Source organism: Arthrobacter sp. (assembly GCF_048266065.1).
In the GTDB taxonomy this organism is placed as follows: Bacteria; Actinomycetota; Actinomycetes; order Actinomycetales; family Micrococcaceae; genus Arthrobacter_H.
On the sequence record NZ_JBLXAH010000006.1, the window covers coordinates 146,247 to 158,725 of the forward strand.

The 12,479-nt window shown below is 69.2% G+C and carries 13 protein-coding genes; 2 read left to right on the plus strand and 11 right to left on the minus strand.

Annotation, left to right across the window (positions count from 1 at the left end):
• From ACN0TP_RS11435 to ACN0TP_RS11445, 3 genes are all read right to left on the minus strand, one after another.
• Nucleotides 1-1,242: a thiolase family protein gene (locus ACN0TP_RS11435; RefSeq protein WP_417219088.1), complete on the minus strand. Its 1,242-nt coding sequence runs from the start codon at nt 1,240-1,242 to the stop codon at nt 1-3.
• Nucleotides 1,243-1,368: 126 nt separating this feature from the next.
• The gene (locus ACN0TP_RS11440; RefSeq protein ID WP_417219090.1) at nt 1,369-2,661 is read right to left on the minus strand and encodes an HRDC domain-containing protein; all 1,293 of its coding nucleotides are present in this window, start codon (nt 2,659-2,661) and stop codon (nt 1,369-1,371) included.
• Between the two features lie 21 nt (nt 2,662-2,682).
• A complete protein-coding gene (locus ACN0TP_RS11445; RefSeq protein WP_417219401.1) occupies nt 2,683-3,291 on the minus strand; it encodes a DUF3000 domain-containing protein in 609 nt (202 codons plus the stop codon).
• Nucleotides 3,292-3,524: 233 nt separating this feature from the next.
• Here ACN0TP_RS11445 and ACN0TP_RS11450 point away from each other — a divergent pair, with 233 nt between their 5' ends.
• Nucleotides 3,525-5,018: an L-lactate permease gene (locus ACN0TP_RS11450; RefSeq protein ID WP_417219092.1), complete on the plus strand. Its 1,494-nt coding sequence runs from the start codon at nt 3,525-3,527 to the stop codon at nt 5,016-5,018.
• Here the strand turns inward: ACN0TP_RS11450 and ACN0TP_RS11455 are convergent.
• The 6 genes from ACN0TP_RS11455 to ACN0TP_RS11480 all read right to left on the minus strand — a co-directional run bounded on the left by ACN0TP_RS11455 (nt 5,015) and on the right by ACN0TP_RS11480 (nt 10,112).
• Nucleotides 5,015-5,908, minus strand: coding sequence for a DUF817 domain-containing protein (locus ACN0TP_RS11455; protein WP_417219094.1), 894 nt, complete (start codon nt 5,906-5,908; stop codon nt 5,015-5,017). The two genes, ACN0TP_RS11450 and ACN0TP_RS11455, sit on opposite strands and share 4 nt — an antisense overlap.
• Nucleotides 5,909-5,983: 75 nt before the next feature.
• Nucleotides 5,984-7,015, minus strand: coding sequence for a threonine aldolase family protein (locus tag ACN0TP_RS11460; RefSeq protein WP_417219402.1), 1,032 nt, complete (start codon nt 7,013-7,015; stop codon nt 5,984-5,986).
• A gap of 63 nt (nt 7,016-7,078) precedes the next feature.
• Nucleotides 7,079-7,810 (minus strand): SDR family NAD(P)-dependent oxidoreductase, encoded by a 732-nt coding sequence (locus tag ACN0TP_RS11465; protein ID WP_417219097.1) that lies wholly within the window; start codon nt 7,808-7,810, stop codon nt 7,079-7,081.
• Between the two features lie 9 nt (nt 7,811-7,819).
• Nucleotides 7,820-9,211: a DUF6421 family protein gene (locus tag ACN0TP_RS11470; RefSeq protein ID WP_417219099.1), complete on the minus strand. Its 1,392-nt coding sequence runs from the start codon at nt 9,209-9,211 to the stop codon at nt 7,820-7,822.
• A gap of 177 nt (nt 9,212-9,388) precedes the next feature.
• Nucleotides 9,389-9,823: a peptide-methionine (R)-S-oxide reductase MsrB gene (gene msrB, locus ACN0TP_RS11475; protein ID WP_417219101.1), complete on the minus strand. Its 435-nt coding sequence runs from the start codon at nt 9,821-9,823 to the stop codon at nt 9,389-9,391.
• A 64-nt stretch (nt 9,824-9,887) separates the two neighbouring features.
• Entirely contained in the window at nt 9,888-10,112 is a 225-nt protein-coding gene (locus tag ACN0TP_RS11480; RefSeq protein ID WP_417219103.1) for a hypothetical protein, read from the minus strand.
• A 76-nt stretch (nt 10,113-10,188) separates the two neighbouring features.
• Here ACN0TP_RS11480 and ACN0TP_RS11485 point away from each other — a divergent pair, with 76 nt between their 5' ends.
• The gene (locus ACN0TP_RS11485) at nt 10,189-11,451 is read left to right on the plus strand and encodes an alpha/beta hydrolase family protein (protein ID WP_417219105.1); all 1,263 of its coding nucleotides are present in this window, start codon (nt 10,189-10,191) and stop codon (nt 11,449-11,451) included.
• Between the two features lie 28 nt (nt 11,452-11,479).
• On the opposite strand, the gene ybaK is transcribed toward ACN0TP_RS11485, so the two are convergent.
• Both ybaK and ACN0TP_RS11495 read right to left on the minus strand, forming a co-directional pair.
• Entirely contained in the window at nt 11,480-11,992 is a 513-nt protein-coding gene (gene ybaK / locus ACN0TP_RS11490) for a Cys-tRNA(Pro) deacylase (protein ID WP_417219107.1), read from the minus strand.
• A 13-nt stretch (nt 11,993-12,005) separates the two neighbouring features.
• Complete coding sequence (locus ACN0TP_RS11495) at nt 12,006-12,452, minus strand: SufE family protein (protein WP_417219109.1); 447 nt, start codon at nt 12,450-12,452, stop codon at nt 12,006-12,008.
• Between the last annotated feature and the right edge of the window lie 27 nt (nt 12,453-12,479).

Sequence of the window (12,479 nt, forward strand, 5' to 3'; positions counted from 1 at the left end):
TCAGGCGTCCTTCCCATAGTCGGCGTGGTGGGGGTTTTCCCAGATGACGGTGCCGCCCATGCCGAGGCCGACACACATGGTCGTGAGGCCGTAGCGCACCGAGGGGTCGGCCTCGAATTGCCGGGTCAGCTGGTTCATCAGGCGCACGCCGGAGGAAGCCAGTGGATGTCCGACGGCGATGGCCCCACCATAGCGGTTCACGCGGGGATCGTCGTCGGCGATGCCGTAGTGGTCCAGGAAGGAGAGCACCTGGACGGCGAAGGCCTCGTTGATCTCGAACAGCCCGATGTCCTCGATGGTCAATCCGGCCTGGGCCAGCGCCTTCTCGGTGGCGGGTACCGGGCCGATGCCCATCACCTGGGGTTCGACGCCGGCGAAGGCATAGCCCACCAGGCGCATCTTCGTGGCCAGGCCCAGCTCCTCGGCAGCCTCCGAGGAGGTCAGCAGGGCTGCGGTGGCCCCGTCGTTCAATCCCGCGGCGTTGCCTGCGGTGACGTGCCCGTGTGCACGGAAGGGAGTGCGGAGGGAATCGAGGTCCTCCATGGTGGTGCCGGGACGGGGTGGCTCGTCGACGGAGTTCAGCGCCCAGCCCTCGCCGGGGCGGCGGGTGGCCACGGGGACGAGGTCGGGCTGGATGTTCCCCGCCTCGTAGGCGGCGGCCAGTTTGGCCTGGCTGGCGACGGCATAGCGGTCGGCGCGTTCCTTGGTGATGGCCGGGAACCTGTCGTGGAGGTTTTCCGCGGTGTTGCCCATGTTCAGTGCCGCCGGATCGACCAGGCGTTCGGAGATGAAGCGCGGGTTCGGATCGGCTCCGGCTCCCATGGGGTGGTTGCCCATGTGCTCGACGCCGCCGGCGATGACGACGTCGTAGGCGCCGAAGGCGATGGAGCCGGCACTGGTGGTCACGGCGGTCATGGCGCCGGCGCACATCCTGTCGATGGCGTACCCCGGTACGGACTGGGGCAGCCCGGCCAGCAGTGCCGCGGTCCGTCCGATGGTCAGGCCCTGGTCGCCGGTTTGCGTGGTGGCGGCAATGGCCACCTCGTCGATCCGCTCCGCGGGCAGCGACGGGTTGCGGCGCATCAGGTCGCGGATGCACTTGACCACCAGGTCATCGGCCCGGGTGCCGTGGTAGATGCCCTTGTCACCGGCCTTGCCGAAGGGGGTGCGGACGCCGTCGACGAAGACGACGTCGCGGACTTGCCGGTGGCGCGGCAGTGCGCGCGGGGTGGTGGGGCTCACTGGAGTGACTCCTTGCGTGGAATGAATGTGATCCACTCCATATGTTACCGGCGAGTAACTAGAGGTGCAAGAAGGGAACGGCGTGTCCGGCACGGCTTGCCGGCGAAAGGATCGCCGAAGGCGCGGTCAGGAGCGGGTGGCCGCGCGCTTGGATGGGAGCGGCTCGGGATCCAGGAACGCCACGGTGATGATGGGGGAGGTCTGTTCCACCTGCCAGGGCCGGGCTCCGAGCTCCCGGAGCGCGGCCTCGATGGTTTCGGGATCGATCCGTGACGGCGGCCGCCAGGCGATGCGCCGCAACAGATCAGGGGTCAGGAGGTTCTCGACCGGCATGTCCAACTCCTCGGCCCGCCGGGCGATGCGCGGCTTGGCCGTGTTGAGCCGACGTGCCGCCGCCTCGTCCTTGTCGGGCCAGGTGCGTGCCGGCGGCGGAGCCGACGAGGGGATGTGCATGGGCGGCAGATCCTCGGTGGTGCGGGCCTGCTGGAGGCACCGCAACCAGCGCGGTCCTTCCTTGCTGGCCGCACGCCCGTGGAAACCGGGGGTCTTCAGCAGCTGGGGGACGGTGGTGGGCATCGCCTTGGCGGCAGCGATGAGCGCGGCATCCGGGATCAGGCGCCCCGGTGCCACATCCCGGTTCTCCGCCAATGATTCACGTTCGAGCCAGAGGGACCGGACCGCTGCCAGCTGCCGGCGGTCACGCAACTGGTGCAGTCCGGAGGTCCGGCGCCAGGGATCGACCCGGGGTGCCGGCGCCGGGGCGGTCCGGATGGCCTCGAACTCCTCCAGTGCGAAGTCCAGCTTTCCGGACTCGCGCAGCAGGTCCATCAGGGCCAACCGCAATTCATCGAGGACCTCGACATCCAACGCCGCATAGCGCAGCCACGGCTCCGGCAGGGGGCGGGTGGACCAGTCGGCCGCCGAATGTTCCTTGGCCAGGCTCAGCCCCAGCAGCGATTCGACGATCGGGCCCAAACCCACGCGCGGCAGCCCGGCGATGCGGCCTGCCAGTTCGGTGTCGAAGAGGGCATCCGGATGCATGCCCAATTCGCCCAGGCACGGCAGGTCCTGGGTGGCGGCGTGGAGGATCCACTCGACACCGGACAGCGCCTCGTTGATCGGCAGCAGGTCCTGGAAGGGGACGGGGTCGATGAGCCAGGTTCCGGCGCCTTCGCGGCGGAGCTGGACGAGGAAGGCACGCTGGCCGTAGCGGAAACCCGAGGCCCGCTCGGCATCGACGGAGACCGGACCGGTGCCGGCCGCCAGGGCCCGCGCGGCGCGGCGCAGCCCTGCATCGGTGTGGACCACCGGGGGAACGCCGTCGCGTGGCTGCGTCAGTGGTGTCGGTTCGGGCACCGGTGGGTCAAGATCCCCGGCGTCGCGGGTTTCGGGAAGGCTGTCGGTGCGCGAATCGGTCATGGTGAGCCAATTCTAGTTGATTTAGTTCCTGCGCCGCAGAGGCAGCGCCGTGACGCCTTCGGGTAGTGGCGGCAATCCGGCGAACGTGCACACCATGTCGTTCCAGGCTTCGAGATGGGCGCGGACATCGGAGCCGTCGGGGGTCCATGAGGCCCGCAGCTCGATGTCAATGGTTTCCGGGCGGTTGTGGAGGCTTCCGAAACTCTGGGAAAGCATCCGGGTGGCGGTCCCACCGGCCTCCGAATATCCGGCATTGTTCTCGTGCAGGGCATCCAACAGCCAGGTCCAGGCCACGGAGCCGAGCATCTGGTCGTTGCCCATGGCGGCATCGAGCTGGGCCCGGATGTAGGTGACGATCCGGAACGTGCCCTTCCACAGGTCCGACCCCGCCGGATCATGGAGCAGGATGAAGCGTCCCGTGGCCAACTCGTCATCCTGGCTGAGCGTGCGGGCCTCGGCCAATGCTGCGGCGGCCGGACCATGGACCGAACCGCGGCCCGCGGAAGCGGGCTCGAAGACCTCTGCGGACAGGGCGACGGCGAACGGTGCCAGACGGGCCGGTGCGGGGATTTCTGCCAAACGCATTTCGGCACGGCAATCTGCCTGACGGAGCGCCGAGAGCGCCGTCATGAAGTCTGGGGGAACCTGGGCCAGGTTGCCAAGAGCGGTCACCCTCCCGAGTGTAGGGCTGCCCGTCGGGGGTGCCCGGAAGGCACGCCGCTGGGTGGCTGCGTTGGCTGCCGAAGGGATCCGCCCCGGGGTGCGCGGCGTGCGACGGCAGAGCCGGTGGGCTACGGTCATCCAGGGAGCAGGGATCCCCTTCGATGCGCATCCAGACGACGAAGCACCCGGGAAGGTGGACCATGACGGCAATCGCGGCAGCGATACCCATCGTACTGGCCGTGGTCCTGTTCTTCCTCGGGGTCAAGGGCACCCGGATTGCCGTGGCGTCGTTGGCCGTGGGCCTTCTTGTCGCCGTCGTCTTCTTCCCCACCGAACCGCAGGTGGTCCTGGCCTCCTTTGCTGCCTTCTCCCCGACGATCATCGAAATCCTGCTGATCCTCTATGCGGGGGTCCTGCTCAGCCGCATCATGTCCAACACGGGATCCATGGCGGTCATCTCCGGATGGCTGCAATCCAGTGCGCCATCGCGCAGGGCCGGAACGATACTGGTGGTGTTCGGGCTGGTGCCGTTCGCCGAATCGGTCACCGGTTTCGGGATCGGTGTGACGGTCGGCGTGCCCATCCTGCGGCTCATCGGACACAGTGTGCCCCGCTCCACCATCTTCGCCTTGCTGGGCCTGCTCGCAGTTCCCTGGGGTGCCCTGGGGCCGGGAACACTGCTGGCCTCGGAACTATCAGGCACCCCACTGCTGGAGGTGGGGATCCGCTCGGCGATGCTCTCCCTGCCGGCCATGCTCGGCGCCGCGCTGCTGGTGACCTTCCTGCTGCGCCATGAGGGGGCCTGGCCCCGGGTGCTGGGAGGGGCCGCGGGCAGCGCAGTGCTCTTGTGGCTGGGCATCCTGGGAGCCAACACGATGATGGGAACCCCCCTGGCCGGCGTCGTGGGTTCGCTGCTGCCGATCGTGGTGCACCTGCTGGTCTATCGGTGGCGCGGCACCCTGGCCCCGGCGGGCCGGGAGGTCGCCCGTGCCGCCGTACCGTACGCCGTCATGGCCGCCGGGCTCCTGGCCGCCCGGGCCGCGACATCCCCGGGGGAGCCAAGCCTGGCGGTGCGTGCGGCCACGAGCCCGGCCATCTGGCTGGTGGTGGCGTGCCTGGCGGCACAGTTCGGGCCGGGACGGCGCCGGGGACCGGTGCCGCCGGGGGAACGGTTCACCCACCGGGCGTTGCTCGCCTACCACACGTGGCTGCCCGTCGGTCTGGTGACCCTGTGCTTCACCGTCCTCGGGGCGCTGCTGTCCGTCACCGGAATGGGAGCGGCGCTCGGCACGGCCATGGCCGGGATGGGCCGCGGGTATCTGGTCCTCGCGCCCGCGCTGAACGCCTTGGCAGGATTCATCACCGGTTCCAACACGGCGGCCAATGCCATGTTGACGGCCACCCAGACACAGGTGGCCACGGAGTTGGGCTCCTCGGTGCTCCAGATCGTGGCTGCCACCAATGTCGCGGCGTCCCTGGCCACGATGGCCGCGCCCTCCCGCCTGCTGCTGGCCTACGAGCTGGCCGTGGCGACCCCCGTGCACGGGGAGGCATCGTCGACGGCCGCGGATTCCCCGGCCGCCGCGGAGGCGGGGTCCGAAGCCGAGGTCAACCGGTGGGTCCTGCCGCGCGTCTTCTCCCTGATCGCCGTCGTCTCGCTGGTTCTGGGACTGGCCACCTGGGCGATGTCCTAGGCGCCGGCACCACGCAGTGCCGGTTCGACGTCGTGCTCATCGGGTGCCCCGGGCGGGTAGGCCCAGGTGACCAGGACGACCGAAATGATCATCAGGAGCAGCCAGGAACCCAGCTTCGCCACGGAGACCAGCTGCCAGCCCTCCAACTGGTCGGGGTAGGCCCACGCGTTGGACCAGGTGGCGATGTTCTCGGCGAGCCAGATGAACACCGCCACGAGGAGGAACGCCAGGACCAACGGCATGCGCAGGCGCACCCGGAAGATCCGGAAGTGCATCCAGCACCGGCCAAACACCACCACGACGGCGGCCAGCAGGAACCAGCGCAGATCCCAGATGTAGTGGTGGGTGAAGAAGTTCAGGTAGATCGCCGCAGCCAGGACCGCGGTGATCCAGCGTCGTGGATACCGCTGGAATCGGAGGTCGAAGAGGCGGAACACCCGGACCATGTAGGAACCCACGGCCGCATACATGAAGCCGCTGTACAACGGGACGTTGTCCAGGTGCAGGATCCCCTCACCCTGGTAGATCCAGGAACCGACACTGGTCTTGAATAGTTCCATGCCGGTGCCGACGAGGTGGAACAAGATGATCACCCGCAACTCGCGCAGCGTCTCCAGCCGGAAGGCCACCATCAGGATCTGGATGGCAACCGCCGCCAGCGTGACGGCATCGTTGCGGGCCAGCGCGATGTCCCCGGGATACCAGAGCCGGGTGGCGAAGAGCACCGCGAGCATCGCCGCACCGAAGACACAGGCCCACGCCTGTTTGAGCGTGAAGACGCCGAACTCGACGAGCACCTTCGCCCCCGTGCTCTGGGGGAACCTGGCGATGATCCGATGGGCAACGGCATCGATGCGCTGCTCCAGTGGCGTGGTGGTGCGCCCGTTCACCTGGGACTCCTTCGCTGGGCCGGGATGCGGAACCCGCCGATCAGCCACTGCGATGGCGAAACCGGCGGGACGCAGTCAGCCTGCGGCGACTTCGGCGCGGATGGCCGCGGCGAACCGGTCCACATCCTCCTCGGTGGTGTCGAAACCGCACATCCAGCGCACTTCACCGGTGGCCTCGTCCCAGTCGTAGAACCTGAAGTCCTGGCGGACGCGGTCCGCCGCTGCCGATGGCAACTTCGCGAACACCGCATTGGACTCGGTGGGCTGGGTGACCTGGAGCCCCTCGATGTCCTCGACAGCTGCGCGCAGCCGTTGGGCCATGGCGTTGGCGTGGGAGGCCGAACGCAACCAGAGGTCACCCTCGTAGAGTGCGATGAGCTGGGCGGAGATGAAGCGCATCTTGGAACCGAGCTGCATGTTCATCTTGCGCAGGTACTTCAGCCCGCTGGCAGCCTCCGGATCCAGCACGACGATCGCCTCGCCGTACATCAGGCCGTTCTTCGTGCCACCCATGCTCAGGATGTCGATGCCGGCGTCGCGGGTGAAGGCGCGGAGGGGAACCCCCAGGGCGGCAGCGGCGTTGGAGAGCCGGGCACCGTCCATGTGGACCTTCATGCCGCGTTCGTGGGCGTGGGCGGTGATGGCCTTCAGCTCGGGGATCGTGTAGAGCGTACCCAGCTCGGTGGACTGCGTCAGTGAAACGGCCAGCGGCTGGGCGCGGTGCTCGTCGCCCCAGCCCCAGGCCTCGCGGTCGATCAGTTCCGGGGTCAGCTTGCCATCCGGCGTCGGGACCGTCAGCAGCTTCATCCCCCCGACGCGTTCCGGGGCGCCGTTCTCGTCGACATGGATGTGCGCCGTCTCGGCGCAGACGACGGCGCCCCAGCGGGGCAGCAGCGACTGCAGGGAGATCACGTTGGCACCGGTGCCGTTGAAGACCGGGAAGGCCTCCGCCGCGGGGCCGAAGTGGGACAGGATCACGTGCCCGAGGCGTTCGGTGTACTCGTCCTCGCCGTAGGCGATCTGGTGTCCGCCGTTGGCGGCGGTGATGGCCTCCAGGACCTCCGGGTGGACGCCGGAATAGTTGTCGGAGGCGAAGCCGCGGACCATGGTGTCGTGCAGGGAAGTGCTCACGTTTATCCTCAGGAGTTGCTGGTGGGAAGTTGGTTCAGTCTATGCCCGGGGCACCAGCGGGAGCCGGGTGCCGTTCAGGGATGCGGCGTCCGCGTCGAACAGGCCGGCGACCGCGCTGCCGAAGTCGGCGACGTCGGTGAACCCGGCAAAGTCACGCTCCGGTGCCTGTGCGCGGGCCGCGGCGTCGACGAAGGCCTTGATGACCAGGACGACTGCGGCCGAATGCTGGGCCACCGGTTCCTTCTTGTTGCCCGACTGGGCCGCGCGAAGTCCGGCGGCCGCGGCCATCGTCCACGCTTCCGCGGCCGCCTTGACCGCGACATAGTTGGCCCCCGACGCCGTGGGGCGCTGCACCGCAGTGGAGGAGACGATGGCCAGGCGTCCCAGGGGGGAGGCGGCGATATCGGGAAGGAAGACCCGCGAGGTGTTGCGCAGGGTGGTCACCACGTTGCGGTGCAGGAAGTCGTAGTCATCGTCCGACTGCCCGGCCAGCCCCTTGCCCCCGCGCCAGCCGCCGACCAGGTGGATCAGGCCGTCCAGCGGCCCGAACTGATCGTGCACCTTTCCGGCCAGGGCGTCGACGGCCGCCGGGTTGGCCAGGTCGGCGACGTACCGGCCGGAGGCGAAGGGCAGGCGCCCGGCGAGGCGTTCGGCACTGGTGCCGACGACGAGGACCCGGGCACCGGCGTCGTGCAATGCCTGGGCGGCGGCGACGCCGGAGGAGGAGGTGGCGCCGGCGATGAGGACGGTGGGGGACTGCGCGGTGGTCATGGTTGCAGTCTAGGCCGCTGCGGGTTCGTCGGCGGCGGTGATGCCCAGCGTGGACTCGATGACCGGCTTCATCTTCTTGTCCAGCGCCTCGTAGAACATGGAGAGCGGGAACTCGTCGTCCAGGACCTGGTTGGTCATCTCCTTCAGTGGCTCGGTCAGCGGCAGCGCGTCCGGGCCCTTCGCCCAGACCGATGCGGGGTTCGGGGTGAGCGTCGCGGACACCAGCTCGTAGGCGGCCAGCCAGTGGGCCAGCTTCGGGCGGTCGATGGAGCGCCAGTAGAGCTCGTCGATGGCGTCGCCCAGGGCGCTGACCACCTCGGGGACGGCATCCCAGTCGATGGTGAGCTTGGTGTCGGTCCAGTGCAGGACGTGGTGCTGGTGCATCCAGGCGAAGAGCAACTGGCCGCCGAGGCCGTCGTAGTTGCGCACCCGGTTGCCGGTGATGGCGAAGCGGAAGATCCGATCGAAGATGACGGCGTACTGCACCAGCCGGGCATGGCGGGCCGCCTCGGGGGCGGAGTCCGGGCTGGTGGCGATCTTGACGCATTCGCGGAACGCCGTCAGGTCGCAGCGCAGCTCCTCGAGCGAGTAGAGGAAGAAGGGCATGCGCTGCTTGATCATGAATGGGTCGAACGGCAGGTCACCGCGCATGTGGGTCCTGTCGTGGATCATGTCCCACATGATGAAGGTCTCCTCCGCCAGGTGCTGGTCGGCGACGAGCTCGGCGGCCTCGGCGGGCAGCTCGAGGTTGGTGATCTCCGCGGCGGCGGCGACGACGCGGCGGTAGCGGGCGGCTTCGCGATCCTGGAAGATGGCGCCCCAGGTGAACGCCGGGGTCTGGCGCATGGCGACGGATTCGGGGAAGAGCACCGCCGAGTTGGTGTCGTAGCCGGGGGTGAAGTCCAGGAAGCGCAGCGGCACGAAGAGGGCGTTGGAATAGGCCCCGGCCTCGAGTTCGGCGATGAAATCGGGCCAGATGACCTCCACCAGGATGGCCTCGACGAACCGGTTGGCCGATCCGTTCTGCGTGTACATCGGGAAGACCACGAGGTGGCGCAGCCCGTCGACGCGGTCCAGCTGCGGCTGGAAGGCCTGCAGCGAGTCCAGGAAATCGGGGACGCCGAATCCGGCATCGGCCCAGCCGCGGAAGTCCTCCACCAGGCGATCCAGGTAGGCGCCGTCGTGCTCGAAGTGGGGGCGCAGCGCGGTGATGGACGCGGTGATCGTGTCGGTGAGTTCGCCGGCGCGGGCGTGGTCGGTGGCCTCGGGGACCGATCCGTCCTTGACCTGCAGTGCCTGCAGTTGCGTTGCCGCGGACTTCAGCTCCAACCAGGCGGGGTTCGCGGCGAGGTCGCCGTCGGCTCCGTGGTGGGTCTCGTGCGTGATGGTTGCCTGGGACATCGTCCTGCACCTCGAATCGTCTCCGGGGCCGCGCCGGGTGCGGCGGCCTGCTGCCGTGATGGTCTCTCCAGCGTAGAAGAGATCAAGCAGGCCTGGTGGCCGGAGCGCCCGAGCATAAGAGAACTTCATGCAATCGGGTCACGGCGGCCACCGCAGGACCAGCGGGGGGCGTGCTGTCTACGCGTCGGTGGGGCGCAGGCTCAGCGAAACGGAGTTGATGCAGAACCGCTGGTCGGTGGGGGTGTCGTAGCCCTCGCCCTCGAAGAGGTGGCCCAGGTGGGAGTCGCACGTCGCGCAGCGGACCTCGACGCGCTCCATTCCCAGCGACGAGTCGTGCAGGTACCTGACGGTTCCGTCCGCCAGGGGGGCGTAGAAGGAGGGCCATCCGCAGTGCGAACCGAACTTCTCCCGGCTGGTGAACAGCTCCGCACCGCAGGCCCGGCAGGCATAGACGCCCTCGGTGGTGCTGTCCCAGTACTCCCCGGTGAAGGGACGTTCGGTCCCCGCCTGGCGGAGGACCTGGTATTCCTCGGGGCTCAGTTCGCTTTTCCACTGCTCGTCGGACTTCACCACTGCAGGGGAGGGGGCATTCGGATCAGAAAATGTACTCACACCTTTCCCAACGACCGGGGCCGCCCGGTCATTCCCCGGGGCGCCGGGCGCCGGGTGCCGGTGCTCACCGACGGCGGTTGCGCGGGTGGTCCCGGGCGGTCCGCTCGTTGCCGCGCTTGTAGTTCCCGGTCATCCGGGCCATGAGTTCCTGCGGGTCCTCGTCCTGGACCTCGGTTAGGAAACGGGCGGCGACATTGCCGCGGAGCGTCGCCGCGCGTTGGCCGTGGTGCTCGATCACGACGTCGGCGCCCTGCTGGCGGTACTGGAAACCCCGGGGTGGTTGTGTCATGGGTGACAGCATGCCACGGAGCCGATGCGCCGCGCCGGAACTTGGCCGTCCCGCGATGACTTGCAATGATGGTCGCATGCGCGAGCACACGACGACCGCCGCCCCTGCCCGGACCCCCCTGCTGCGCTGGGCGGTGCTCGGCGCCGGGGTCGGCGTCGCCGCCGGATCCCTGCTGGCCGCCAGCGCCTCGGCCCTGGCAGGGTACTTCGCCCGCCAGGTGGTGACCCCGGTGCGCAGGACCGAGGACCTGGCCATCCTCGCCGTCGTGCACGGCGCCGACGGGCTCGAGGTCATCCTGCCGGCCACCGCGGAGACCACTGCCCCCGGCACCTATTCGCTCTACTTCAACGGCGGACGCGGACACGCCAGGATCGGCGAAGTGCTCTCCTTCGCGGCCGCCGAGGGCACCGTCGCCCGGAAAGTCGAACACGTCATGACCGGCGACCTCGCCACCGCGGTGCGCGGTTGGTGGTCAGGAGTCGTCTACGAAAGTCCGCAGGATGCGGGCTACCCGGCCGAATCCGTCCAGATCCCCACCCCGGTCGGCGAGGCCCCGGCCTGGCTGGTGCGGGGGACCGGACGGGAACGGACCTGGGCGATCATGGTGCACGGCCGGGGTGCCTCGCGCACCGAAGGCCTGCGTGCCCTCTCGGCAGCCGACGAACTCGGCATCACCTCCTTGCTGATCTCCTACCGCAACGACGGCGTGGCCCCCTTTGCCGCGGACCAGCGGTACGGGCTGGGCGGCACCGAATGGGAGGACGTCGAGGCGGCCATCGACTTCGCGCTGCTGCACGGCGCGCGCGACATCATCTTGATGGGATGGTCCATGGGCGGGGCGATCTGCCTGCAGGTCGCCGACCATTCACGCCACAAGCGCCACATCCAGGCGCTCGTCCTGGACGGGCCCGTGGTCAACTGGATCGACGTGCTCCTGCACCAGGCCAAGCTGAACCGCATCCCCGAGGCCGTCGGGCGCCTGGGGCAGTGGATGCTCTCCAACCGGGCCGGCCGCGCGATCACCGGGCTGGCCACCCCGGTGGACCTGAAGGCGCTGAACTGGATCTCCAAGGCCGACCAGCTGCGCGTGCCCACACTGATCCTGCACAGCGAGGACGACGACTTCGTCCCCGTCGGGCCATCGGCCCAGCTGGCCGAGCTCAACCCCGACATGGTCACGTTCGAACGGTTCACGGTGGCGGCGCACACCCGCGAGTGGAATGTGGACCCGCAGCACTGGGAACGCACGGTCACCGGTTGGCTCGGCGCGATGATGCGCGCTTCCCGGCCCGGCGGTGGCGCGCCGGACGGACCGGCGGGGGACAACACGGCCCGATAGGCCAGCTCCCCGGGGGGAGGGGCGCCGGCTACGGCCCGGCCAGCGGCGCCGCGAGGGCAGCGGTCAGGCGCAGCAGATCCGCGGGGGCCAGTTCGATTTCCAGCCCGCGGCGCCCGCCGGAAACGTGGATGGTGTCCCAGCCGAGCGCCGAGGAATCGAGCAGGGTGGGGCAGCGGTGGCGTTGCCCCAGCGGGGAGATGCCCCCCAGCACGTAGCCGGTGCGGCGCTGGGCGTCGGCGGCGTCGGCCATCTTCACCTTTTTGACGCCGAGCGCGGTCGCCGCAGCCTTCAGGTCCAGCGACCCGGTGACCGGCACGATGGCGACCGCCAGGGCGTCGGCGCCACCGCGGCCGGTGTCGACCAGCAGGGTCTTGAACACCCGGGCCGGGTCGACCCCGAGCGCGGTGGCTGCCTCCGTGCCGAACGATGCGGCCGAGGGGTCGTGCTCGTAGGCATGGGTGGTGTAGGGCGCGCCGTCGGCATCCAGGACCAGCGTGGCCGGCGTCCCGGAGGCGTCGTGGCGTCGGTGTGCCTTGCCCATGCGATCGTCCCCGTCAGGCGGAGAGCGCCTCGTTGACCTGGCGCTTGATGCGTCCGAGCATCGAGGTCATGCCCCGCATGCGCAGCGGGGTGATGGCCCGGGTCAGGCCCAACCGGTCGGGCATGTCGTCGGGGACTGCCAGGATCTCGGCGGCCGGTAGGCCATCGAGCCCTTCCTTCAACACCCCGGCGAAGCCGCGCGAGGTCGGGGCCTCCGGCGGCGCGGAGAAGAACAAGCTGACCTCGTGGGTGTCGGTGGCGGCGATCTCCACCGTCAGGAACAGCGGCGACTGGCACTCCACGACCTGCTCGAGCAGTTCCGGATGTTCGGAGAAGCGCTCGGGCAGGGCCGGCAACTCATCGGAGAACTCGAGCAGCAATTCCAGCCGCTCGCGTTCGGTGACCGCATTGAACTCGTCGATGATCTCCGCCAGGGCTGCGGGGACGGCTGTCTCGCTCATGGTCGGTACTCCTTTGCTGGCGGTTCG